20 protein-coding genes are annotated in these 24,587 nt (G+C 59.7%); 12 read left to right on the plus strand and 8 right to left on the minus strand.

Going from position 1 to position 24,587, the window contains the following annotated elements; genetic code table 11:
- Positions 1-40 precede the first annotated feature (40 nt).
- From lgt to AC1DSG_RS04950, 3 genes are all read left to right on the plus strand, one after another.
- Complete coding sequence (gene lgt / locus AC1DSG_RS04940; protein ID WP_477789852.1) at positions 41-853, plus strand: prolipoprotein diacylglyceryl transferase; 813 nt, start codon at positions 41-43, stop codon at positions 851-853.
- 50 nt (positions 854-903) lie between these two features.
- Positions 904-1,875: a thymidylate synthase gene (locus AC1DSG_RS04945; RefSeq protein ID WP_477789853.1), complete on the plus strand. Its 972-nt coding sequence runs from the start codon at positions 904-906 to the stop codon at positions 1,873-1,875.
- Between the two features lie 188 nt (positions 1,876-2,063).
- On the plus strand, positions 2,064-2,906 hold the full coding sequence (locus tag AC1DSG_RS04950; protein ID WP_477789854.1) for a hypothetical protein: 843 nt from the start codon (positions 2,064-2,066) through the stop codon (positions 2,904-2,906).
- 20 nt (positions 2,907-2,926) lie between these two features.
- On the opposite strand, the gene cadR is transcribed toward AC1DSG_RS04950, so the two are convergent.
- A complete protein-coding gene (gene cadR, locus AC1DSG_RS04955; RefSeq protein ID WP_477789855.1) occupies positions 2,927-3,376 on the minus strand; it encodes a Cd(II)/Pb(II)-responsive transcriptional regulator in 450 nt (149 codons plus the stop codon).
- 85 nt (positions 3,377-3,461) lie between these two features.
- Here cadR and AC1DSG_RS04960 point away from each other — a divergent pair, with 85 nt between their 5' ends.
- The 7 genes from AC1DSG_RS04960 (at position 3,462) to AC1DSG_RS04990 (ending at position 12,518) form a co-directional block, all read left to right on the plus strand.
- On the plus strand, positions 3,462-5,723 hold the full coding sequence (locus AC1DSG_RS04960; RefSeq protein WP_477789856.1) for a heavy metal translocating P-type ATPase: 2,262 nt from the start codon (positions 3,462-3,464) through the stop codon (positions 5,721-5,723).
- Between the two features lie 16 nt (positions 5,724-5,739).
- Positions 5,740-6,603 carry a LysR family transcriptional regulator gene (locus tag AC1DSG_RS04965; protein ID WP_477789857.1) on the plus strand — a complete coding sequence of 288 codons (864 nt, stop codon included), beginning with the start codon at positions 5,740-5,742 and terminating at the stop codon, positions 6,601-6,603.
- 221 nt (positions 6,604-6,824) lie between these two features.
- Complete coding sequence (locus tag AC1DSG_RS04970; RefSeq protein ID WP_477789858.1) at positions 6,825-7,901, plus strand: putative 2-aminoethylphosphonate ABC transporter ATP-binding protein; 1,077 nt, start codon at positions 6,825-6,827, stop codon at positions 7,899-7,901.
- Positions 7,901-9,625, plus strand: a complete 1,725-nt coding sequence (locus AC1DSG_RS04975; protein WP_477789859.1) for a putative 2-aminoethylphosphonate ABC transporter permease subunit — start codon at positions 7,901-7,903, stop codon at positions 9,623-9,625. The genes AC1DSG_RS04970 and AC1DSG_RS04975 overlap by 1 nt, the downstream gene beginning before the upstream one ends.
- 51 nt (positions 9,626-9,676) lie before the next feature.
- Positions 9,677-10,702 carry a putative 2-aminoethylphosphonate ABC transporter substrate-binding protein gene (locus tag AC1DSG_RS04980; RefSeq protein ID WP_477789860.1) on the plus strand — a complete coding sequence of 342 codons (1,026 nt, stop codon included), beginning with the start codon at positions 9,677-9,679 and terminating at the stop codon, positions 10,700-10,702.
- A 125-nt stretch (positions 10,703-10,827) separates the two neighbouring features.
- The gene (locus AC1DSG_RS04985; RefSeq protein WP_477789861.1) at positions 10,828-11,961 is read left to right on the plus strand and encodes a TIGR03364 family FAD-dependent oxidoreductase; all 1,134 of its coding nucleotides are present in this window, start codon (positions 10,828-10,830) and stop codon (positions 11,959-11,961) included.
- On the plus strand, positions 11,961-12,518 hold the full coding sequence (locus tag AC1DSG_RS04990) for a phosphonate degradation HD-domain oxygenase (RefSeq protein ID WP_477789862.1): 558 nt from the start codon (positions 11,961-11,963) through the stop codon (positions 12,516-12,518). Before AC1DSG_RS04985 ends, AC1DSG_RS04990 begins: the two co-directional genes overlap by 1 nt.
- Positions 12,519-12,598: 80 nt before the next feature.
- Here the strand turns inward: AC1DSG_RS04990 and AC1DSG_RS04995 are convergent, their stop codons facing one another.
- Both AC1DSG_RS04995 and AC1DSG_RS05000 read right to left on the minus strand, forming a co-directional pair.
- The gene (locus AC1DSG_RS04995) at positions 12,599-13,975 is read right to left on the minus strand and encodes a GTPase/DUF3482 domain-containing protein (protein WP_477789863.1); all 1,377 of its coding nucleotides are present in this window, start codon (positions 13,973-13,975) and stop codon (positions 12,599-12,601) included.
- Complete coding sequence (locus AC1DSG_RS05000) at positions 13,968-15,347, minus strand: DUF2868 domain-containing protein (RefSeq protein WP_477789864.1); 1,380 nt, start codon at positions 15,345-15,347, stop codon at positions 13,968-13,970. The genes AC1DSG_RS04995 and AC1DSG_RS05000 overlap by 8 nt, the downstream gene beginning before the upstream one ends.
- An 85-nt stretch (positions 15,348-15,432) precedes the next feature.
- Between AC1DSG_RS05000 and AC1DSG_RS05005 the strand changes: the two genes are divergently transcribed.
- The gene (locus AC1DSG_RS05005; protein WP_477789865.1) at positions 15,433-15,945 is read left to right on the plus strand and encodes a dihydrofolate reductase; all 513 of its coding nucleotides are present in this window, start codon (positions 15,433-15,435) and stop codon (positions 15,943-15,945) included.
- Positions 15,946-16,067: 122 nt separating this feature from the next.
- Here AC1DSG_RS05005 and AC1DSG_RS05010 read toward each other — a convergent pair whose 3' ends face one another.
- Positions 16,068-17,459, minus strand: coding sequence for an L-cystine transporter (locus AC1DSG_RS05010; protein WP_477789866.1), 1,392 nt, complete (start codon positions 17,457-17,459; stop codon positions 16,068-16,070).
- Positions 17,460-17,716: 257 nt separating this feature from the next.
- Between AC1DSG_RS05010 and AC1DSG_RS05015 the strand changes: the two genes are divergently transcribed.
- Positions 17,717-18,772 (plus strand): HAD family hydrolase, encoded by a 1,056-nt coding sequence (locus AC1DSG_RS05015; protein WP_477789871.1) that lies wholly within the window; start codon positions 17,717-17,719, stop codon positions 18,770-18,772.
- Between the two features lie 157 nt (positions 18,773-18,929).
- Here the strand turns inward: AC1DSG_RS05015 and ilvD are convergent, their stop codons facing one another.
- The 4 genes from ilvD to AC1DSG_RS05035 all read right to left on the minus strand — a co-directional run bounded on the left by ilvD (position 18,930) and on the right by AC1DSG_RS05035 (position 24,287).
- Positions 18,930-20,771 (minus strand): dihydroxy-acid dehydratase, encoded by a 1,842-nt coding sequence (gene ilvD, locus AC1DSG_RS05020; protein WP_477789867.1) that lies wholly within the window; start codon positions 20,769-20,771, stop codon positions 18,930-18,932.
- A gap of 258 nt (positions 20,772-21,029) precedes the next feature.
- Positions 21,030-22,241, minus strand: a complete 1,212-nt coding sequence (locus AC1DSG_RS05025) for a Bcr/CflA family efflux MFS transporter (protein ID WP_477789868.1) — start codon at positions 22,239-22,241, stop codon at positions 21,030-21,032.
- A complete protein-coding gene (locus AC1DSG_RS05030; RefSeq protein ID WP_477789869.1) occupies positions 22,234-23,211 on the minus strand; it encodes a diiron oxygenase in 978 nt (325 codons plus the stop codon). The genes AC1DSG_RS05025 and AC1DSG_RS05030 overlap by 8 nt, the downstream gene beginning before the upstream one ends.
- The gene (locus tag AC1DSG_RS05035; RefSeq protein WP_477789870.1) at positions 23,208-24,287 is read right to left on the minus strand and encodes a SagB family peptide dehydrogenase; all 1,080 of its coding nucleotides are present in this window, start codon (positions 24,285-24,287) and stop codon (positions 23,208-23,210) included. The genes AC1DSG_RS05030 and AC1DSG_RS05035 overlap by 4 nt, the downstream gene beginning before the upstream one ends.
- Positions 24,288-24,587: the final 300 nt, after the last annotated feature.

Raw genomic sequence — 24,587 nt, forward strand, 5'->3', positions numbered from 1 at the left:
CGCCCGGGAAATTTGGTTTCAACTCTAATGAGGAGTCGCAATGCTGCCTTACCCGCAGATCGACCCGGTGGCCCTGGCCATCGGTCCGCTGAAAATCCACTGGTACGGTTTGATGTACCTGGTCGGCATTGGCGGCGCCTGGCTGCTGGCGTCTCGCCGGTTGAACCGGTTCGACCCGACCTGGACCAAGGAGAAACTCTCCGACATGGTCTTCTGGATGTCGATGGGCGTCATTGTTGGTGGCCGTTTGGGTTATGTGCTGTTCTACGATCTGCACGCCTACCTGGCCAACCCGGCGCTGATTTTCGAAGTGTGGAAGGGCGGCATGTCGTTCCACGGCGGTTTCATCGGTGTGATGCTGGCAGCGCTGTGGTTCGGTAAAAAGAACAACAAGTCGTTCTTCCAGCTGATGGATTTCGTCGCGCCAATGGTGCCGATTGGCTTGGGTGCCGGGCGTATTGGTAACTTCATCAACGCCGAATTGTGGGGCAAGGCGACTGACGTGCCATGGGCGATGATCTTCCCGCCGTTCAGCGATCCGGCGCAGTTGCCGCGTCATCCGTCGCAGCTGTATCAGTTCGCGCTGGAAGGCGTCGCGCTGTTCCTGATCTTGTGGCTGTTCTCGCGCAAGCCGCGGCCAACCATGGCGGTGTCCGGAATGTTCGCGCTGTTCTATGGCATCTTCCGTTTTATCGTCGAATTCGTCCGCGTACCGGACGCGCAATTGGGCTATCTGGCCTGGAACTGGCTGACCATGGGCCAAGTGCTCTGCGTACCGATGATCGTCGGCGGTCTGTTCCTGATCTGGCTGGCGTACCATCGCGCCCCGGCGACCCCAGCGGCAGCCGTATAAATTCGAATCCCGGAGGCGACGGCCTCCGGGTTCAAGGACACAGGTAACTCATGAAGCAATATCTCGAACTGGTCGCCCACGTCATCAAGAACGGCACCARGCAAGCCAACCGCACCGGCGTGAACACCATCAGCTTTCCGGGCGCGATGCTGCGTTACGACCTGAAAGAAGGGTTCCCGGCGATCACCACCCGCAAGATGGCCTTCAAATCGGCCATCGGCGAGATGTGTGGTTTTCTGCGTGGCGTGAATAACGCCGCCGAATTCCGCGCGCTGGGCTGCAAGGTCTGGGACCAGAACGCCAACGAAAACGCGCAGTGGCTGGCCAACCCGTTCCGTCAGGGCGAAGACGATCTCGGTGAGATCTACGGCGTGCAATGGCGCAAGTGGCCGGCGTACAAGCAGATCCCGGTCAGCAACCAGGCCGCCATTGAGCAGACCTTGRGCCAAGGCTATCGCCAGATCGCTGAAGGCGAAGAAGACGGCCAGGCCTACGTGGTGCTGTACAAAGCGATTGACCAGATCCGCCAGTGCGTCGACACCATCATCAAGGACCCGGGCAGCCGCCGCATCCTGTTCCACGGCTGGAACGTCGCCCAGCTCGATGAAATGGCCCTGCCGCCGTGCCACTTGCTGTACCAGTTCCACCCGAATGTCGAGACCAAGGAAATTTCCCTGACCCTCTACATCCGCTCCAACGACCTGGGCCTGGGCACGCCGTTCAACCTCACCGAAGGCGCCGCGCTGCTGAGCCTGATCGGTCGCCTGACCGGCTACACGCCGCGCTGGTTCACCTATTTCATCGGTGACGCCCACGTCTACGAAAACCACCTGGACATGCTCAACGAACAGCTCAAGCGCGAGCCGTTCCCGATGCCGAAACTGGTGATCAGTGACCGTGTGCCGGAATTTGCCAAGACGGGTGAATATCAGCCGGAGTGGCTGGAGCTGATCGAGCCGGGCGATTTCTCGCTGGAAGGGTACGAGCACCACGCGCCGATGACTGCGCCGATGGCGGTCTGAAGGCCTCTTACGATCGATGTGGGGGCGAGCAAGCCCCCCGAATTGGGCCGGAAGTGCTCAACAAATCGGCGTTTTACGCTTGCCCGTATACCTATTCGATCTAATTGAACTGTCATTGTTGACAGTGTCAGACCCTCGCTCTGAATGCTCCACTGAACCCTCTTTTACTAGCCTGTAACAGTGGATCTATGGAAAACACAAATGCTCCCTCGACCGATGGTTTTGGTTTTTTTGCGCCCGAGCAGATCAACCCTGAGCTGACGCTGAAGTCTGCCGACGATCAAAGCTCTGCCGCACTTCGCCCGCCCTTGATTGTGTGCCACCATAAAATCGATGATAGGTATTTCGAGTTTGGCACCTTGATGGATAACATGCTTATTATCCCCCGGGAAATCATTGGGGTGCACCCGTTCCGCGATTCGATAACGACTTGGATCAGCCTGTCGTCATCAGAGGTGCAGATCGGTGATCAAATGCGGGTGGACTGGACACCGATGGACGGCTCTCCGGAGTTTCGGTCGGAGCCAGAGACGGTTGCCAGCAATGAGGGCTATATGCGCGTTGCTATACCAGACAGCGAGCTCATCAGGTTTGAAGGTAAAAGAGTCGAGGTTATCTACGTCCATCTTCCGAAACAAGGCGGCGCAGAACCCTCGCCCTCGCGGTACGTCCATGTCGCGCCGGCGTTGGGCGACAAGCCGTATGTGAAGGTGAAGGCTGTGGTTGATGGTGTGCTGGATACGTCCGCTTACCCGAACGGAGTTGAGGTGAGCATTGGTCCAATTGAAAAAATGTGTGATTACAATGCAATAGAAGTGGTTTGGACGGTGGACGGCTATTGCCCAGAGCGTCTGCGTGGGATGACGGTCAATCCGCAGCAGGCTATGAGCTTTCATATCGACCCGGTCGTCTATAAGCCCTATGTTGGCAAGCGCGTAACTGTTTATTACCTGATTCACCTGGGTGCAGGCCTGAATTCCTACTTTATCTGGACCGTGAGTTCAGGCGCTGTGAGCTTCGAATTAAGCTAAACCGGCTGCCAGGTTTTACATCAATGCCCATGACTTCTTCCAACATGGGAATGCTCAACTTCCGTCGCCACAACCCCGCCACTCACCTCCAGCCGCTGCAAAATCCCGCACTGATCAATTTCCGGCCCTTCGCCGCAGCGTTGGCGCAGGTCGAGCAGTTGTGCCTGCAATGCCAGTAACCCATCGATCCGCGCTTTGACGTGGTGAATATGCTCTTCGATCAACGCATTCACGCTTTCGCACTGATCCTGCGGACTGTCGCGTAACGTCAGCAGACTGCGGATTTCTTCCAGGGTCATGTCGAGGGTGCGGCAGTTGCGGATGAAGGTCAGGCGTTCGGCGTGGGCCTGGGTGTAGACGCGGTAATTGCCGTCGCTGCGGGCCGGTTCTGGCAGCAGGTTTTCGCGCTCGTAGTAGCGGATGGTTTCCACGGCGCAGTCGGTGAGTCTGGCCAGTTCTCCAATCTTCATGACGGCAATCTCCAAATGGGTGCTTGACCCTATAGTGGCTACAGGGTCTTTACTTGGCAACAGGCACCTTTATGGACGCGACCTGATGAGCGATTCCCAGCACACCCACACCCCCAAGGCTGAGCATGATCACAGCCACAAGCTGCAGCCTGTGCAGAAGCATGAGCATGGCGGCCACGGGGATTCCTGCTGTTCCTCCAAAGTGGCGGCGCCGTCGCTGATCAAGTTGAGCGAGACGCCGACGTCCAGCGCCCGGCTGAGCAGTTTCCGCATCGACGCGATGGACTGCCCGACCGAGCAGACGCTGATCCAGAACAAACTCGGCAAGCTCGCGGGTGTGCAGCAGCTGGAATTCAACTTGATCAACCGGGTGTTGGGCGTGACCCACGATCTGCCGAGTACGGCGCCGATCATCGAGGCGATCAAATCCTTGGGCATGCAGGCTGAGCCGCTGGAGCAGGGTGTTGAAGCGCCCGCTCCAGCGCCGGAGAAAAAACCGTGGTGGCCATTGGCGCTGTCCGGTATCGGGGCACTGGCCGCCGAAGTCATCCACTTCACCCATTTCGCGCCCAACTGGGTGGTGGCGGTCATCGCGCTGGTCTCGATCCTCAGCGGCGGACTGGGCACTTACAAAAAGGGCTGGATCGCCCTGAAAAACCTCAACCTGAATATCAATGCGCTGATGAGCATCGCTGTGACCGGTGCGATCCTGATCGGGCAGTGGCCGGAAGCGGCGATGGTGATGTTCCTGTTCACCGTGGCCGAGTTGATCGAGGCAAAATCCCTGGACCGTGCGCGTAACGCCATCAGCGGCTTGATGCAGATGACCCCGGAACAGGCCACGGTGCAGTTGGCCGACGGCAGCTGGGTCGAGCAAGAGGTCAAAACCATCGATCTTGGCGCACGAGTTCGAGTGCGGCCCGGTGAGCGGATCGGTCTGGACGGTGAAGTGGTCTCGGGCAGTTCGACCATCGATCAGGCGCCGATCACTGGCGAAAGCCTGCCGGTGGAGAAAACCGTCGGCGACAAGGTGTTCGCCGGCACCATCAATCAGGCTGGTTCTCTGGAATACAGCGTGACCGCAGCGGCCAACAATTCAACGCTGGCGCGGATCATCCATGCCGTGGAACAAGCCCAAGGTGCGCGGGCGCCAACCCAGCGCTTTGTTGACCAGTTTTCGAAAATCTATACACCCGTGGTGTTCGTACTGGCCTTGGCTGTTGCGGTGATCCCGCCGTTGTTCATGGGCGCAGTCTGGTTTGACTGGATCTACCGCGCGCTGGTGTTGCTGGTGGTCGCTTGCCCGTGTGCGCTGGTGATTTCCACCCCGGTGACCATCGTCAGCGGCCTCGCGGCAGCGGCGCGCAAAGGGATTCTGGTCAAGGGCGGCGTCTATCTGGAAGGCGGTTACAAGCTCGATTACCTGGCCCTGGACAAGACCGGCACGATCACCCACGGCAAACCGGTGCAGACCGATTATTTGTCCCTCGACATCACTGCTGACGAAAGTGCTCCGGCGATTGCCGCAGCACTGGCCGGTCGTTCGGATCACCCGGTGTCGCTGGCCATCGCCAACGCGGCTGTGGATAAACAATTCGCGCCGCTGATTGTGGATAACTTCGAAGCACTGGCCGGTCGCGGTGTGCGCGGCGACATCAATGGTCAGACCTACCACTTGGGCAACCATCGCTTGGTAGAAGAACTGAACCTCTGCTCGCCGGCGCTGGAAGAGAAACTGTTCGCGCTGGAAAAACAGGGTAAGTCTGTGGTGCTGCTGCTCGACAAGTCCGGCCCGCTGGCACTGTTCGCCGTGGCGGACACCGTGAAAGAATCCAGCCGCGAAGCGATCCAGCGATTGCACGATCTGGGCATCAAGACCCTGATGCTCACCGGCGACAACGTCCACACCGCTCAAGCAATTGCCGCGCAAGTCGGCATCGACGAGGCCAAGGGCGATCTCTTGCCGACCGACAAGCTGCAAGCCATCGAAGCCCTTTATGCACAGGGGCATCACGTCGGCATGGTGGGCGATGGCATTAACGACGCACCGGCACTGGCCCGGGCCGAAATCGGTTTCGCCATGGCCGCGGCGGGCACCGATACCGCCATMGAAACCGCCGATGTTGCGCTGATGGACGACGACCTGCGCAAAATTCCGGCGTTCATCCGCTTGTCCCGCCAGACCTCCAGCATCCTGAAACAGAACATCGCCCTCGCTTTGGTCATCAAGGCGATCTTTCTTGGGGTAACCTTCGCCGGGATCGCCACCATGTGGATGGCGGTGTTCGCCGACATGGGCGTGAGCCTGCTGGTGGTGTTCAACGGTTTGCGCCTGCTGCGTAAATAGACGAAGAGGAAAGGGTGTGCTGAGTGCGGAGCTGAAGGCGTTTTACATGGTGGCCCGCTTGGGCAGCATTACCCTGGCGGCGAAAAAGCTTGGCCTGAGCCAGCCCACGGTGACGACGCAGATTCGTAACCTGGAAAGTCAGTACTCAGTTGAGCTTTTCTACCGTGGTGGCCGCCGCCTCAGCGTCAGTGATGAAGGCGCGCGGCTGCTGCCGATGGTCAAGGCGTTGTTGCAGCAGGAAGCCGATATCGAGTTTTTCCTGCGCAACAGCGGTCAGGTTCAGGGCACGCTGCGCATCGCTGCCACGGCGCCGTATTACATCCTTGATCTGGTGAAAACCTTTCGCGAGCGTTTGCCGCAGGTGGAAGTGTCGGTAGAAATCGGCAACTCCCAGCAAGTGCTTGAAGCGCTGGAGGAATACCGGGTGGATGTCGCGGCGTCGTCGCAGCTTCTCGACGATGCGCGACTGATTCGCCGGGTCCTTGGCAGTGATCCGTTGGTGCTGGCCGTACATCGCAATCATCCGCTGGCGGTTCATGACCATGTGCCGCTCAGCGCGCTGGCCGGGCACACGTTGTTGATGCGTGAGTCGGGTTCGACCACTCGACGATTGACTGAAGAGTTGTTGGCCAGCGCCGGGGTGAGTTTCGGGCCGCTACTGGAAATTGGCAGCCGCGAATCGATCCGTGAGGCGGTGCTGCGAAACATCGGCATCAGCATCATTGCCCGGCAGGAAGTGCCGCACGATCCACAACTGCGGGTGCTGACCATCGAAAATGCGCCGCAGATTCCCGAGTACCTGTATTGCCTCAAGGAGCGCAAAGGTGCGCGGCTGCCCGCGGCGTTTCTCGGGTTGGCGCAGGAAATGGCCCCGGCCTGATGATCGTTCCCACGCTTTGCGTGGGAATGCAGCCCGGGACGCTCTGCGTCCCAAGAGCCGAACGCGGAGCGTCCGAAGAGGCATTCCCACGCARAGCGTGGGAACGATCAGCGGTGAACCAAAATCCTCGAATACCACTATTAGCCATTTTTGCCTCACTGCCACATGACGGACGCATTACATCCCTAGGATGGCCTTCATCTGCTTGATGAGGCCTGTCCATGAACCACTCGAACGCAACTGCCCTGACCCACCCCGGCGCCCCGATGAAAGTACGCGGCGTGCAGAAACGCTTTGGCGCCTTTACCGCACTGGATAACGTTTCCCTCGACGTGGCGGCCGGTGAGCTGGTGTGCCTGCTGGGCCCGTCGGGTTGTGGCAAAACTACCTTGCTGCGCTGCATCGCCGGTCYGGAAAAGCAGGACTGCGGCGAGTTGTACCTGGGTGATCGCGACGTTTCCCACCTGGCCCCCCAAGCGCGGGACTACGGCATTCTCTTCCAGTCCTACGCGCTGTTCCCCAATCTCACCGTCGAAGCGAACATTGCCTACGGACTCGCCGGCAGTGGTCGTGACGAAGTGCGCAAGCGTGTCGGTCAGATGCTGGAACTGGTCGGCCTGATCGGCAGTGAGAAAAAGTACCCCGGCCAATTATCCGGCGGCCAACAGCAACGCGTCGCCCTGGCTCGGGCCTTGGCGCCGGCGCCTTCGTTATTGCTGCTGGACGAACCGATGTCGGCGCTCGACGCCCGGGTTCGCGAGCATCTGTGTACCGAGTTGCGCCAACTGCAACGCAACCTCGGCATCACCACCCTGATGGTCACGCACAATCAGGACGAAGCCATGCTGATGGCCGACCGCATCGCCGTGATGAACAACGGCAAGGTCGAGCAGTACGCCACACCGCAGGAAATCTACGACCGCCCGGCGACGCCGTTTGTGGCGGAATTCGTCGGCCAGGGCAACTGGCTGCCGTTCCAGCGCAGTAGCGACAGCCACGCTCAAGTCGGCGGGCTGAACATGCGCCTGGCCGATGGCAGCGCGAAAACCGCATCGGGCCGTTTGTTCTGTCGCCCGGAAGCAATCAACGTCAACCCGCTGGTGCATGAAGAAAACCTGTTCCCGGCCAAGGTTCGCGAGATCACTTTTCTCGGCAACCGCTGCCGCATGAGGTTCGAACTCGACCAATTGCCGGGTCACCCGTTGCTGGCCGAACTGGCACCGGAAGCCATGCCACGCCTTGGCGCCCAACAAATCATGGTTGCCTTGCCGCCGCGCAGCCTGCAGGTGTTTGCCTGATGAGCGCGAACATCGCGCTGCCGATTCCTCATAAGCAGGTTCGGCAGACCTCCCGCGTAGAAATCGGCGACCGGGTGTTCGTGGTCGGCGGCAAAATCCTGTTGCTGGTATTGCTCGGCGTCGCAGTGTTGATGCCATTGCTGGCGATCTTCTGGCGCGGATTCAGTTCGGAGGCCGGGCAGGGCGGTGGTCTGGTGGCCGCGCGGGAGTTGGTGACCAGCGAGAATTTCCACTGGCTGCTGGGTAACAGCCTCAAGGTTTCCCTCTGCGTGGCGACGATTGTCGTACCGCTGGCCTATTTGTTTGCCTACGCCCTGCAACGCACATTGATTCCCTGCAAGGGCATCTGGCGCGGGATTTCCCTGCTGCCTTTGATGGCGCCGTCGATGCTGCCGGGGATTGCTCTGGTGTATCTGTTCGGCAACCAAGGGATGTTGCGGGGTCTGCTCTCGGACAACATCTACGGCTTCTGGGGCATTGTGCTCGGTGAAGTGATCTACACCTTCCCCCACGCCTTGATGATTCTGCTTTCGGCGCTGTCCCTGGCGGATGCGCGACTGTTCGATGCCGCGTCCAGCATGGGCGCGAGTCCGGCGAAAGCCTTCCGCAGCATTACTTGGCCGGCGACGCGTCAGGCCGTGTTCGCCGCGTTCTGCCTGGTGTTCACCCTGACCATCACCGACTTCGGCGTGCCCGTGGTGGTCGGTGGCGACTATCAGGTGCTGGCGCTGGAAGCCTACAAAGCCGTGGTCGGTCAGCAGCAATTCGGTCGCGGCGCATTGATCGGCATGGTCCTGCTGCTGCCGGCGCTTCTCAGCTTCGGTGTCGATGCGTGGTTGCGTCGACGTCAGGGCGATTCCATGAGCGGCCGTGCCCAAGTCTTCAAACCCGCGCCATCGAAGCTGCGCGATGCGTGCTACCTGACCATTGTGTTGCTGATCTGCGCGGCGTTGCTGCTGGTGTTCGGCATGGCGGTGTTCTCCTCGCTGGTGAAGTTCTGGCCCTACAACCTGTCGTTGTCGCTCAACCATTACCAGTTCAACGACACGGCGGGCGGCGGCTGGCTGGCCTACGGCAACAGCGTGAAGATGGCCCTGTGCACGGCGGTGATCGGCAGCGTGCTGATCTTCACCGGCGCTTACCTGATGGAAAAAACCAAGGGGCAGCGCGGACTGAATCTGACCTTGCGCATGCTCAGTTTCGTACCGATGGCGGTGCCGGGCCTGGTGCTGGGCTTGGGTTATGTCTTCTTCTTCAATCTCACCGGCAACCCGCTGCATGTGCTCTACGGGACCATGACCCTGCTGGTGGTCTGCACCATTGCTCACTATTTGACCACTGCGCAAATGACCGCGACCACCGCGCTGCGTCAGCTCGACGCAGAGTTCGAAGCCGCCGCGCTGTCGCTCAAGGCGCCGCTGTATCGGCATTACCTGCGGGTCACCGTGCCGATCTGCCTGCCAGCGCTGCTGGACATCGTGCGCTATCTGTTCGTCTCGGCCATGACCACCGTATCGGCGGCGATCTTCCTTTATAGCCCAGACACCATCCTCGCGGCGGTGGCGGTGCTGAACATGGACGACGCCGGAAATGTTGGCGGCGCGGCGGCAATGTCGACCCTGATTCTGTTCACCTCGGCGGGCGTGTCTTTGCTGCTGGCCTGGGCTTCGCGCGGGTTGCTGCGCCGCTCCCAGGCCTGGCGGCAGACGGCGCCCGGCAATTGATTCGCTGCTCCTAAAACCGAAAGCCCTTCAACTCAACAACAGGAAAAGATCATGTTCAAGCCTATGGCCCTGGCCGCTGCTGTCCTCACCGCTTTCAGCCTGAACGCCTTCGCGGCGCCAACCGAGTTGACGGTGTACACCGCCCTCGAAGCCGAACAACTTAAGACCTACAAAGAAGCCTTCGAAAAGGCCAACCCGGACGTCGAGATCAAGTGGGTGCGTGATTCCACCGGCATCATCACCGCCAAGTTGCTGGCCGAAAAAGCCCGTCCACAAGCCGACGCCGTCTGGGGCCTGGCCGCTTCGAGCCTGGCGATTCTCGACCAGCAAGGCATGCTGCAAGGCTACGCGCCGAAGGACCTGGGCAAGATCGGCGGCAACTACCGCGACGCCGCCAACCCGCCCGCCTGGGTCGGCATGGACGTCTGGGCGGCGACCATTTGCTTCAACACCGTGGAAGCCGAGAAACAGGGCCTGACCAAACCCGTGAGCTGGCAAGACCTGACCAAGCCTGAGTACAAAGGCAAGATCGTCATGCCCAACCCAGCCTCGTCCGGCACCGGTTTCCTCGACGTCAGCGCCTGGCTGCAAACCTTCGGCGAGAAGCAGGGCTGGCAGTACATGGACGAGCTGCACCAGAACATCGGCCAGTACGTCCACTCCGGTTCCAAGCCTTGCAAACTGGCGGCTGCGGGCGAATTCCCGATCGGTATTTCCTTTGAATATCCGGCCGTTCAGTTGAAGCGCCAGGGCGCGCCTCTGGACATCATCCTGCCGAAAGAAGGCCTGGGCTGGGAGATCGAAGCGACTGCCGTGATCAAGGGCACGCCGCATGAAGACGCGGCGAAGAAATTGGCCGATTTCTCGGCAAGCCCGGCGGCAATGGAGCTCTACAAAGAGAACTTCGCTGTGCTCGCCCAACCGGGTATCGCCAAGCCGCAGACCGAATTGCCGGCTGATTATGAGCAGCGTTTGATCAAGAACGACTTTGCCTGGGCCTCGAAGAACCGCGACGAAATCCTCACCGAATGGCGCAAGCGCTATGACGGCAAGTCCGAGAAAGTGGCTGCCAAGTAACTGACACCGATCGTTCCCACGCTCCGCGTGGGAATGCAGCCATGGACGCTCTGCGTCCACTGTGACGCAGAGCGTCACGGGATTCATGCCCACGCGGAGCGTGGGAACGATCAATGGGGAACTCCATGACACACCACAACGACATGCTGATCGTAGGCGCCGGCATCCTCGGCCTGTCCCACGCCTACGCCGCCGCCCGGCGCGGTCTTAAGGTCACGGTTTTCGAACGCAGCGAAACGCCCCTGGGCGCCTCGGTGCGCAACTTCGGCCAGGCGCTCGTCACCGGCCAGCCGCCGGGGCCGATGCTCGAACTGGCCAAGGCCAGCCGCGAGATCTGGGGCCAATGGGCGCAACTCGCCGGCCTGCAACTCAAACGCAACGGCTCGTACCTGTTCGCCCGCACCGAAGCGGAAGAACACCTGCTTGACGCGTTTTGCGCCGGTCGCGCCGTGGAACACGGTTACCGTGTCGAGCTGCTGCGCGGCGCGGCGTTGCGTGATCTGTACGGCGGCCAGTTCAGCCATCACCGCGCCGCATTGCACGGGATGGAAGATCAGCAACTGTATTCCCGCGAGGCGATTCCGGCGCTGATCGATTACCTGCACCGCGAACTCGGCGTGACCTTTCATTTTTCGACCCTGGTCCGCGACATCGAGCCGGGCCGCTTGCACAGCACCATCGGGACCTTCAGCGCCGAGCAAATCATCGTATGCTCCGGCCACGATTATCAGACGTTGCTGGCCGAGCCGATTGCCGCACTCAACCCACAAATCTGCCGCCTGCAAATGCTCCGCGCCCGCCCGCAGATCAACCTCAACCTGCAACATGCGTTGCTCACCGGTTTGAGCTGCGTGCACTACGGCGCCTTCGCCGATCTACCGGAAGCGGTGGCGGTGCAGGCGCAGATTCTAAGAGACGAGCCGCATCTGCATGACAACGGTATTCACTTGCTGATCAGCCCAACGCCTTACGGTGAATTGATCATCGGCGACTCTCACCACTACGGCAGCGATCCCTCGCCGTTCAATGCCGAGCAAGTGGACAACTGGATGATCGAACTGGCCGAGCAGACGCTGGGCTGCAAAGTGCAAGTGGTCGAGCGCTGGCAGGGGGTCTATGGTTCACGGGGGCCGGGGCCGTTCTCGTTTCTGCGACCGGCACCGGGATTGAGCGTGGCGCTGATGCACACCGGCGTCGGCATGAGCGTCGGGCCAGCGATGGCTGAACGTAACGTTGCGACTTTGTTGGGAGAGCGTTGATGGGTAACCACAAACAGATGATTGACGAAGTGTTCGGTCTGTACGAGCGCTTTGGCGACAGCGATTACATCGGTGAACCGGTGTCACAGATCGAACATATGTCCCAGGCGGCGCAATGGGCGATGGCCGAAGGCTTCGACGATGAAGTGGTGCTGGCCGCGTTCTTTCATGACATCGGCCACATCTGTGCAGAAAGCGCCGAGAACATGGGCGGCTTCGGCGTGGTCAGTCACGAGCGCCTGGGTGCCGACTACTTGCGCCGCGCCGGTTTCAGCGAACGCATGGCGCGACTGGTGGAATACCACGTGCAGGCCAAGCGTTATCTGACGCTCAAAGAACCTGGGTACTACCAGCGCTTGAGTGAAGCCAGCCGCCGCACGCTGGGATATCAAGGTGGGGTGATGACACCGGCCGAGGCTGAAGCCTTCGAGCAGGATCCTCTTTGCGAAGTCAGTTTGCGCATGCGGCAGTGGGATGAGTTGGCCAAAGAGATGCATGTGCCGGTGATTGATTTGGCGATTCTGAAAGAAAAAGCGGGGCGCTTGCTAGCTGCGTGATGCTTTAGGGGGAACGCATACCACTGTGGGAGCGCGCCTGCTCGCGAAGGGGCCGGCGCAAACACCACAATCATCAAGCTTCACAACTGCTGCGCCAACACCTCTATCAGCTCCTGCCTTTCCGCCTGATTCAACTTCGCCTGCGGATTGAGCGACGACCACTGCGGATGCGCCCGAGCCTTGTTCAGCGCCTCGGGCAGTTTGCCTTCGCGCCAGGTCTTGTCCTGGGGCGTGGCGACCTGAATGCTGTCCATTGCCGCGTGCCCGCGTGCGTTCAGCGCCTGTAGCAGTTGGCGTTGACGCAATGCCAACAACCTCAGCACGCTGTCATCGATGGTCAGTTCTCGCTGGCCTTTGATCTTGCCCATTAACCGGCTGCCATAGCTGCGCGCGGTTTGCAGTGCGCCGCCTGCAATCGCGCCGGCCAGTGCTGCTGCGCCCAGGGTCAGGCCTCCCACCAGCAAGTCGACTCCGGCCCCGGCTGCCGCGCCAGCCGCGATCCCGCTGCCGACCCGCACACCGAGCTGTTTCAGGGTTTCCGGGTTGAACAAATCATCTCCCCAACGCCCATCGAGCAGCGGCAAGTCACTGGCCGCCGCATCCTGCGGACGAAACGCATACAGCTTGAGCAGCGCTTCAACGCAACGTTGTTCACGCTGACGCACGGCTTTGTGCAGTTCGCTGATGGCGTGCTGTTCCTGCTCCGCATCGCTGGCCACGCTGCGCCGGCAGGCAGCGCAATCAATCAGCAGTTCGGCAATCAGCCGCACCGCGCTTTGCTGGCGGGCCAGGCGCTGAGCCTGTTGATCGGCGATCAATCGCTCAAGCTGTTCACGGGAGTTTTCCAGCAACAGAGCGAGGCTTTCATAGAGGCGACGTTCGCCATCTTCCGGCGGCGCGACGCTGTCGAAACGCACCAGGGCATGCAAGCCCAGACGCGCCAGCGCTTCACGCCAATCCGGCTCGCGGTGGTTGGCGCTGCTGACGAAATTCAGCACCGGCAGCAGCGGCTTGCCGCAACTGGCCAGTACTTCCAGTTCATCGCGGTATTTGGCCAGCACCGGTTCGCGGGCATCGATCACATAGAGGCCGGCATCGCAGGTGAGCAGTTGCCGCAACACTTTGGCTTCCTGCTCAAAGCGTTGCCGGGCTTCACTGCCCTCAAGGAATCGCGCCAGGCGTGCCGGGCCGTCGAGACGTTCGCCGGGACGCTCCAGGCGTTCGAGGTAGTCGAGCAGGGCGATGGCGTCTTCCAGGCCGGGCGTGTCGTAGAGGTCGAGCAACGGCTCGCCATCCACCGACAAACGTGCGCCTTCGACGTGGCGGGTGGTGCTGGGGCGATGGGACACTTCGCCGAAGCCGACATCACGGGTCAGCGTGCGCAGCAATGAAGTTTTGCCGACGTTGGTGTGGCCGACCACGGCCAGCTTCAACGGTGCCTTCCAGGCGTTAGTCATGACCGCTCTCCAGCCAGTTCAGTGGCGCGCAATCGGCGAACGGCAGCTCCAGGTTTTGCAACGCTACATGCCAGTCGCCCAGCCGTTCGGCATCCAGCGCTTCGCCGGGTGGCGCTTGTAGCAGCCAGACGCGGGTGGCAGCGGCATTGCGCGCCAGTTCGGCGATCAGCGCGAGGCTGCCGCGGTCCGGCGAGCGACGTGGGTCGCAAGCGATGACCAGACGCGCGGGTGGAAAGCGGGTCAATTGTTCGAGGAGTCGGTTGCGTGATTCGCGGCTGTCGAGAACGCCGGCATTGCCCACGGTTTTTGGCAGTTGCGGCGGCCATGGACGTTGGCCATCCAGTTCGATGGCGACCAGCAGGGCGCCGTCGCTTTGCTGGTCAGTGACACCGCTTTCGACGCGATGCAGTTGCGCCGGAGCAGCATCACTGATGCCGAGGCGTTCGCTGGTGGGCATCAATCGTTCGCGCAGTTGGGCATAGCCGGGCAGGTTCAGGTCCAGATGCAATTTTGCTTGGCCGGTTTTCCAGCGCCACCGGCAAAACAGCATCAGCAGCAGACGCGGCAGCACCCCGTAGATCAGCAGGACCCCCACCAGCCAGGCGGCCCAGGCCTGCCGGGCGCTTTCGATGTTCAGCGCGGCATCGCCGCTGGCGCGGATCATCTCCACGGTGGGCACGCTGAAGCCGAGCAGGGCCGGCAGTGCTCCGAGGGCCTGAGTCATGGCGACGAAGGTGTCAGCGCTCAAAATGGTGGTTTCCCAGACAAAGCCGTAGCGCCGGGTGGCCAGCAACGTCAGCAGAATCGCCAGGGCGCTGAGCATGGCCAGCAACCACAGGCCGTTGACCAGCATGCCGATGGCCCAGCGATTGAGTTTGTGTCGTTGCAACAACAGCAACAGGGCTGGGGCCAGTTGCGCGGCTTTGGCATCGCGGGCGAGTTTTTCACTGAGCCACAACCATAAGCGCCCAAGGGTGGCGCCCTGTTCGCCGGCGAAGACCAGGCCCAGCGCCCAGCTCAGCAGCAGAATCAGGTTCAGCCCGAGCAGACTGCCCAAGGCCCAGAACACGTTCACCGGGGTCTGTCCGTCGCCCATCGCGGCAAAGGCCAGACCGGCGCCACTGACCACGGCCAGCACCGCCAACACGATCAGCGCCAGTCGCGCACCTTGCAGCCAGTGCTGGAGGGCGCTGGCCAAACCATCGCGTTCGGCCAGCCACACGGCCCGACGTTGAATCCGTGTCGGCAAGTCACCGCCGGCGCTGCGGGCCAGTCGGTTGGCTTCCAGATCTTCCAGGGGGCCGGCGTGTTCTTCACGCAGGCGGATGGTTTCGGTCAGCCAGAGGTTTTGCAGTCCAGTCAGTTCAGTCACGCGCGATCCCATCGCTCCATTGAGCTGTGAGCATAACCGCTGTGGCGCTTATCGGGGTACGGATGGCTCTGGTATCCTCTTCGGCATGACTAAATCACTCCCCCTCAGCCTGATCGCAGCCCTCGGTGAAAACCGCGTGATCGGCGTCGACAACAGCATGCCCTGGCACTTGCCGGGAGACTTCAAATACTTCAAGGCCACCACCCTCGGCAAGCCGATCATCATGGGTCGCAAGACCTGGGATTCCCTCGGACGTCCGCTGCCGGGCCGGTTGAACATCGTGGTCAGTCGTCAGGTGGACCTGGTGCTGGAAGGCGCCGAGGTTTACCCGTCGCTGGAAGCTGCGGTAGTTCGTGCCGAAGAATGGGCGAAGGAGCAGGGCGTTGATGAGCTGATGCTGATTGGCGGCGCGCAGTTGTATGCGCAGGGGATGGCGCAGGCGGATCGGTTGTATTTGACGCGCGTGGCGCTGAGCCCGGAAGGGGATGCGTGGTTTCCGGAGTTTGATTTGAACCAGTGGAAACTGGTGTCGAATGTGCCGAATCCGGCTGAAGGCGATAAGCCGGCGTACAATTTCGAAGTCTGGGAAAAAGCCTAAAAGCATCGCCAGCAGGCTGGCTCCCACAGTGAGTTTGAGGTGAAACACAGATTGTGTAATCACTCAAATCCCCTGTGGGAGCCAGCCTGCTGGCGATGAGGCCAAATCAGACGCTAAAGAATTTAAGCGTGAGCCAACTCCGCATGCTCATCCGCATCCAGCAACTCTTTATCCGTCTGCTGCATGATCTGGCTGGTAATCGCCCCGGCCGTCATCGAACCACTGACGTTCAGCGCCGTTCGCCCCATATCAATCAGCGGCTCGACTGAAATCAGCAACGCCACCAGTGACACCGGCAAACCCATCGCCGGCAGCACGATCAACGCGGCAAACGTCGCGCCACCGCCCACGCCCGCCACACCGGCCGAGCTCAGCGTCACAATCGCCACCAGCGTTGCAATCCACAGCGGGTCCATCGGGTTGATGCCCACGGTCGGCGCCACCATGACCGCCAACATCGCCGGGTACAGACCGGCACAGCCATTCTGGCCAATGGTTGCGCCGAACGACGCGGCGAAGCTGGCGATGGACTGAGGGATGCCCAAACGGCTGGTCTGCGCTTCGATGCTCAGCGGAATCGTCGCGGCGCTCGAACGGCTGGTGAAGGCAAACGTCAGCACCGGCCAGACCTTGCGGAAGAAGCGCAACGGGTTGATCCCGGCGACGGATACCAGCACGCCGTGAACCACAAACATCAGGCCCAGGCCAAGGTAGGACACCAGCACAAAACTGCCGAGCTTGATGATGTCTTGCAGGTTGGAACCGGCGACCACTTTGGTCATCAGTGCCAGTACGCCATACGGCGTCAGCTTCATCACCAGCCGCACCAGCCGCATCACCCAGGCTTGCAGGGTGTCGATGGCGTTGATCACTTTTTGACCTTTCTCGACGTCATCTTTCAGCAGTTGCAGCGCTGCGACACCAAGGAATGCGGCGAAGATCACCACGCTGATGATCGAGGTCGGTTTGGCACGAGCCAGATCGGCAAACGGGTTTTGCGGAATGAACGAGAGCAGCAGTTGCGGCACGTTCAGGTCGGCGACTTTGCCGGCGTAGTCGGACTGGATGGTTTGCAGGCGCGCCAGTTCCTGGGTGCCTGCCACCAGGCCTTCAGCGGTCAAGCCAAACAGGTTGGTCAAACCGATGCCGATCAACGCCGCCAAGGTGGTGGTGAACAGCAGCGTGCCGATGGTCAGGAAGCTGATCTTGCCCAAGAACGATGCGTTGTGCAGACGGGCCACGGCGCTGAGGATCGATGCGAACACCAGTGGGATCACGATCATTTGCAGCAACTGCACGTAACCATTGCCCACCAGATCAAACCAACTGATCGAGGCTTTCAATACCGGGTTGCCGGCGCCATAAACGGTGTGCAGCGCCACACCAAACAACACGCCCAGCACCAGCGCGAGCAGGACTTTTTTCGCCAGGCTCCAGGTGGAGTGACGGGTTTGTGCCAGGCCAAACAGCAGGGCAAGGAATACCAGCAGATTGAGGATCAGCGGCAGATTCATAAAAACTCCGATCAGACATGTGCCAGCTACCTTCCGGGGCAGCTGCGAGCCGGCAAGCCTAACAGCTTGATATCTAATGAATTAATATCAAAAACAAAGGTTGATTGTCGTTTTTGGAATAAGCAGGTGTCGCTGTCAGGGATGCAGTTGGCGCGATGGGTACGGTAGCCGTCGCTGACAGACGGGGACTGTCACACTTATTTGTTAGCGTGGATGTCTTCCAAATTCAGGGACGTTTAATAAGGAGAAGCATGTCGATGAAATTCGTACCGAAATTACTGGCTGTAGCACTTTGCCTGGGTCTTGCCGGTCAGGCGCTCGCCACCGACTTGAAACACTGGCCGGCCGATCAGGCCAAAGCGCTGGACGCAATGATTGCCGCCAACGCCAACAAAGGTAACTACGCGGTGTTCGACATGGACAACACCAGTTACCGCTACGACCTGGAAGAGTCGTTGCTGCCGTTCATGGAGAACAAGGGCCTGATCACCCGCGACAAACTCGACCCCTCCCTGAAACTGATTCCGTTCAAAGACACCGCCGACCACAAGGAAAGCCTGTTCAGCTACTACTACCGTCTCTGCGAACTCGACGACATGGTGTGCTACCCATGGGTCGCCCAGGTGTTCTCCGGCTTCACCCTCAAAGAACTCAAAGGTTATGTCGACGAGTTGATGGCGTCCGGCAAACCGGTGCCGGCCACGTATTACGAAGGCGACGTCGTCAAAAAACTCGACGTCAACCCACCCAAAGTCTTCACCGGCCAGACCGAGTTGTACAACAAACTGATGGAGAACGGCATCGAGGTCTACGTGATGACCGCCGCCTCCGAAGAACTGGTGCGCATGGTCGCGTCCGATCCGAAGTACGGGTACAACGTCAAACCGCAGAACGTCATCGGCGTGAGCCTGTTGCTCAAGGATCCGAAGTCCGGCGAGTTGACCACCGCGCGCAAACAGATCACCGCAGGCAAATATGACGAGAAGGCTAACCTCGGCCTCGAACTGACCCCGTACCTGTGGACCCCGGCAACCTGGATGGCGGGTAAACAAGCAGCGATTCTGACCTACATCGATCAGTGGAAGAAACCGGTGCTGGTCGGCGGCGACACCCCGAGCAGCGACGGTTACATGCTGTTCCACAGCGTCGACGTGAAAAAGGGCGGCATCCACTTGTGGGTCAACCGCAAAGATAAATACATGACTCAGATTAACGGCATGATGGCCAAGAACGCTGCGGCCCAGGCCCAGGAAGGGCTGGAAGTCACGGCAGACAGGAACTGGGTGATCGTGAAACCTGAAGAGATTCAGTAAGCACTGAAGCTGATCGTTCCCACGCTCTGCGTGGGAATGCAGCCCGCGACGCTCCGCGTCACTGGACGCGAAGCGTCCCTTGAAGCATTCCCACGCGGGAGCGTGGGAACGATCAGCCCCGCACTTGGCGGGGCATTTTTATTTCTGCGATTGACGCTTACAGCCCGTCTAGCATCGCCTTGTTACGCACGGCGCCCTTGTCGGCGCTGGTCGCCAGCAGGGCGTAGGCTTTCAGTGCAGTGGTCACCTTGCGTGGACGTTTTTCCACTGGCTTCCAGCCTTTCTGATCCTGCTCGGCACGACGCCCGGCCATTTCTTCGTCGCTGATCAACAGGTTGATCGAGCGGTTCGGAATGTCGATCAGCACTTTGTCACCGTCCTGCACCAGACCAATTGCGCCACCAGCAGCCGCTTCTGGCGAAGCGTGGCCGATGGACAGGCCCGAGGTGCCGCCGGAGAAACGGCCGTCGGTGAGCAGGGCGCAGGCTTTGCCCAGGCCTTTGGATTTCAGGTAGGACGTCGGGTACAGCATTTCCTGCATGCCCGGTCCACCTTTCGGGCCTTCGTAACGAATGATCACGATGTCGCCGGCTTTTACTTCGTCAGCGAGGATGCCGCGCACGGCGCTGTCCTGGCTTTCGAAGATCTTCGCGTTGCCTTCGAAGACGTGGATCGACTCGTCGACGCCAGCGGTTTTCACCACGCAGCCGTCCAGCGCGATGTTGCCGTAGAGAACGGCCAGGCCGCCTTCTTTCGAATAAGCGTGCTCGACACTGCGGATGCAGCCGTTTTCACGGTCGTCGTCCAGGGTTTCCCAGCGGGTCGACTGGCTGAACGCGGTTTGCGTCGGAATGCCTGCCGGGCCGGCCTTGAAGAAGTGATGCACGGCTTCGTCGTCGGTCTGGGTGATGTCCCACTTGGCGATGCCTTCGGCCAAGGTCTTGCTGTGCACGGTCGGCAGGTCGGTGTGCAACAGGCCGCCACGGGCCAGCGAGCCGAGGATGCTGAAGATCCCGCCGGCACGGTGCACGTCTTCCATGTGGTACTTCTGGATGTTCGGCGCGACTTTGCACAGTTGCGGGACGTGGCGGGACAGACGGTCGATGTCGCGAAGGTCGAAATCGATCTCGGCTTCCTGGGCTGCAGCCAGCAAGTGCAGGATGGTATTGGTGGAACCGCCCATGGCGATGTCCAGCGTCATGGCGTTTTCGAACGCCTTGAAGTTGGCGATATTGCGCGGCAGTACCGATTCGTCGTTCTCGCCGTAGTAACGCTTGCACAGCTCGACGATGGTGCGCCCGGCTTGCAGGAACAATTGCTCGCGGTCGCTGTGGGTGGCCAGGGTCGAACCGTTGCCCGGCAATGCCAGGCCCAGGGCTTCGACCAGGCAGTTCATCGAGTTGGCAGTGAACATGCCGGAGCACGAACCGCACGTCGGGCACGCACTGCGCTCGTACTCAGCGACTTTCTCGTCAGAAGCGCTGGAGTCGGCGGCGATCACCATGGCATCGACGAGGTCGAGACCGTGGCTGGCCAGTTTGGTCTTGCCGGCTTCCATCGGGCCGCCGGAGACGAAGATCACCGGAATGTTCAGGCGCAGAGCGGCCATCAACATGCCAGGGGTGATCTTGTCGCAGTTGGAGATGCAGACAATGGCGTCGGCGCAGTGGGCGTTGACCATGTATTCGACGGAGTCGGCGATGATCTCGCGACTCGGCAGCGAATACAGCATGCCGTCGTGGCCCATGGCAATGCCGTCATCCACGGCAATGGTGTTGAATTCTTTGGCGACACCGCCAGCGCGTTCGATTTCGCGGGCGACCAGTTGGCCCAGGTCCTTGAGGTGGACGTGGCCCGGTACGAACTGGGTGAACGAGTTGGCAATGGCGATGATCGGCTTTTTGAAGTCGTCATCTTTCATCCCCGTGGCGCGCCACAATGCGCGGGCACCGGCCATGTTGCGGCCGTGGGTGGATGTTTTCGAGCGGTAATCAGGCATGAAGCACTCCGGGCGGCTAATCAGGTATCAAAAGGGAAGTGAGCTTCTATTGACGTCTGGAACACTCAGAAATGGCCGTGTGTCCGGAAGTTGCCGATAACTTTGCGGGATCGCCGCGCGCTTCAGCTTGAGCTCATAAACCCGCCGGGGGATGACTGGCGATGAATGTCGCGATTCTACACGGCTGGCGTCAGGAGGGAATGCCGGGAAGCGTTGATCCAGTGCAGACGGAGCGTGTGGAATGACGACTGGCACGTTTCACCCGGTCCTGAGTGCCTGTTGAGTCTTGTGATTGATCACTGTGTTCACTCCAAGCCCGGCAACGCTCAGTGTCAGAAAGCCCAGAGCCAGAATCGTGGTCAGGTTTTCGGGCATCAGATTGATTACCGAGCTGGTCACACCGCCGAACATGAAAATCAACATGCCACCGACCGACGTGGAGGCCCCAGCATTTTCCGGGTAGAGACTCATGGCTTTGGAGTTGGCGATTGGCCTGGCAATGGTGGTGCCGATGGTGCAAACCAGCATGGAGATCAACACCGTCGCCGCAGAGAGACCGAACAGACGAGTCAGCCACAGCATGATCCCTCCTGAAACCGCGATCAGCCCCAGGCCGATAACGATCTGGGTGTTGGCTTGCAGGTATCGATGCAGCACGCTGGCTAATACTCCGCCGCATACATACGCCACGCCATACAGCAACAACGTCCAGGCGAATTCGTACGGCGAAAGCGCCAGACGCTCCATGAAAATGATGGGCGAAGAAACAATGAACGAAAAATGACAGGCGAAGCCCAAGGCGGAAATCAACCAGTAACCCATGAAGCGAACATCCGAGCATAAGCGCCAATAAGTACTGAAAAACCCCTTGTGTGGCGCCCTGTGGATAGGCGGAATTTCCTTGATTTGCCGGTAGGCGCCGAGCCAGGCAATAAACGCCAGTGCAATGAAGACATAAAAACTGCCTTGCCAACCAAAGCACGATTGCAGCCAGGTTCCCAGCAGTGGCGAAATTGAAATGAACACTCCGCCCCCCGTCACCATCCAGATCCTGATGCGCTCCCGTTCTCGACCGGCGAACAGGTCCTGTATCAGCGCCTGTGACAACGAAAATGAACCGCAACCCATCGCCTGAATCACGCGAAATAACAAAAACCAGCGGAAGTCGCTGACGACCATGCAACCAGCCGCTCCAATGGCCGCGATAGCAATGCCTCCCAGTAGCAGTTTCTTGCGCCCCCACCTGTCCGACAGTGGCCCGACCAGCACCACAGCCACTGCCAGGCCGATGGCGAACACGCTGACAGACAGGGCAATTGCGGACGGTGAGGTCTGAAAATAGTCAGAAAGCGCAGGAAATGATGGAAGCACCACGTCGAGAGGGAAAACACCCAGCAGCGTCATGCTCATCAACAGAATGACCATGGCCCGTTGTTTGTTGCCGTGGACTGCATCGTGTCCTTCATTCATCGAAAAGCCCTGCCTTGGTGAAGAGCTGCCGGTTGTAAGGCAGATCGAAAAATCCTGCTTTTTTCAAGGCGTTCAGCGTGGCGCTGGCACCCGACCGGGCCCGTTGCAGGCAGGTTTGCGCGTCGGACAGTCCTTCGATGATCTCTATGCAGGAGGTCTCACTGAGGCCGACACTGCGAAAGCTTGCCCTCAGCCAACGCTCGTCGACCTCAAAGAAAACCCGAATGATCTCCGGCAGCAGCCCGGCGCAGAACAGGCGTTGGGCGCTGTTCAGGTGCAGCCACAGATGATGGAAAACCTCGGAGAAATAGCGACTGTGCAGCGCTTCGTCGGCGAGGTGATCCCTGAGCATTTCCTGAACACCGCACACCAAAGCGTCTCGACAGATGTTGAGCAGATCCTTGGCGATGATCGTTTCGGAGACGAAACCGGTGAGGAACCATGCCAGTGGCTTGTGCCTGTCGGGTGTGTGCTCGAGCAGGGCGTTCAGTCGGGTGATTCGTTGCGGCATGACCGGCCGATCGGCCATGCCGTAGTGAGCGGCAATCTGCTCGGCGAGGCTATTGGAAAACAGGGCGTGGTAACCCTCATCGGTGTACAGCTGCAGCGCAGCCTTTTTCATCCGTTGGGGAACGCATACGCCGAGTTCGCCATGGACGATGGCTTCGACGGATCGATTGACGATGCGGTGTTCGAGCAAGGTGGTGTAGTCGAGGAAATACACCAGATGATTGGCCGACAGGCGATGGGATATTGCCCGGCCGGCTTCTTTGACTGCCGGGTGATTCAGATAGGGCAGGAGGGCCGGCGGAAACCAGTGTCGGGTTTCCAGTTGCTGCTCAACATCTGGCGACAATGAATAGGTGTGCTCGCTGGTTCGTACGGCGGCCCGGTTATCCCAGTCTCCGAGGGTGAAACGATGGGACCAGCCGGCGGGAACCGAGGCCTGCTCAATAAGCGAGTCAGTCATGGTTGCGAGTCCTGACGGCTTAGCAGCGCATTGAGTTCCTTGCACATCACATCCCCGTTGCTCTTGCCGCAACCGACAAAAAACAAAGGCTGTTCTGCGCTGTCATTGAGGCCCAGCAGCGTTTCGACCTGATCGTCCGTCAGCGCTCCGGTCAGCCAGGTGTTCAATCCCAGCGCGGTGGCCACCAACTGGAAGGTCTGGGAAATATGCCCCGCTTCTACATAGGCCATTCGATACGCGCGCGAGTGTTCATATTTCCACCACAGCTTGTCGAATCGACTGGTGATGAACAGGCCCACCGGCAGGTTATTAATGAAGTGTTGGCCACACAGCAGTTGACCCAATGGCCGGCAGGGCAGTGGGTTGACGAAGCTCAACGCATGCTCGGTTGAATGGTAGGCATAGAGCCCGGGTTTCAAGCCGCTGACATTTTGTACAAGTAAGAACCCTTCACAGGCGTTCAGCCCACCCCCGGATGGACTGGTACGCCGGGCGCCAAGTCCTTCGGCAATGCGTTCGTCGACGTCGTCTTCCCGTTCCCGCAAATAGCCCAGGGACAAGTAGAGCAGTGTGCTGACCTCTTCAAGTGAGAGGGAATCCCCGGTGAAGGTTCGGCAGGTTTTTCGGTCGATCAGGGTATTTGCCAGAGAGCCTTCAGGCAGGCATGAAGGTTTCGGCAGCGTAATCAGCACGCCTGCCAGGTGTTCGGCCAGTCGTGTGTCTGGGGTCGGTGTGGCCAGGACTTCGCTGCAATGGTTCAGATACTCTCTGGACCATTCATGAATATCTTGCGGGGTATGTTGGCAGGGGATGTTCTTGGTGCCGATATGGAATATTTTCGACAGGTCATCCCAGCCCCATTCAATAATAGAAGGTGTTGCTGTGGTCAGTATTCCTGCTTCAAGAAGTTGTATGTCTATCCTGTTTCTATTATTGAATCTGTTCGGCTTGCTGATAAGTTCTGCTAGTCGGGTTGAATGCTCAAGATCCAACTCATACTGTTTGTGGTTTTTGTAATCCCACACTATTTGACCTGGCGTGCGAGGAAGTATGAAGAGATAAGGATTTATCTGCATGGTGGGCGGTTCGCTCTGGAGTGTTCCATAGAGAACGCTGGGTAGCCGGCACTCCCCAGCGTTTCATTTACTTAGCGGGCTTTTGGCGCAACCAGAAAAGCCAGGTTGGCGATGTTGTTAGCTTCCAGAGTAATTGCTTTCATGTTTGGAACTCCTTGTAATTGATAATGAGCGTCACTCCAATGTGACAATTCAATCATAGTTGCTAATGAGTCCTTATCAAGGAGAGATTGAGTAGGAAAGTTCTAGTAGTTTTGTCGGATCAATCGAGGGGCTGAATGAATTTTGTAAGGCGTATTC

This window comes from Pseudomonas sp. P5_A12 (genome assembly GCF_056400685.1).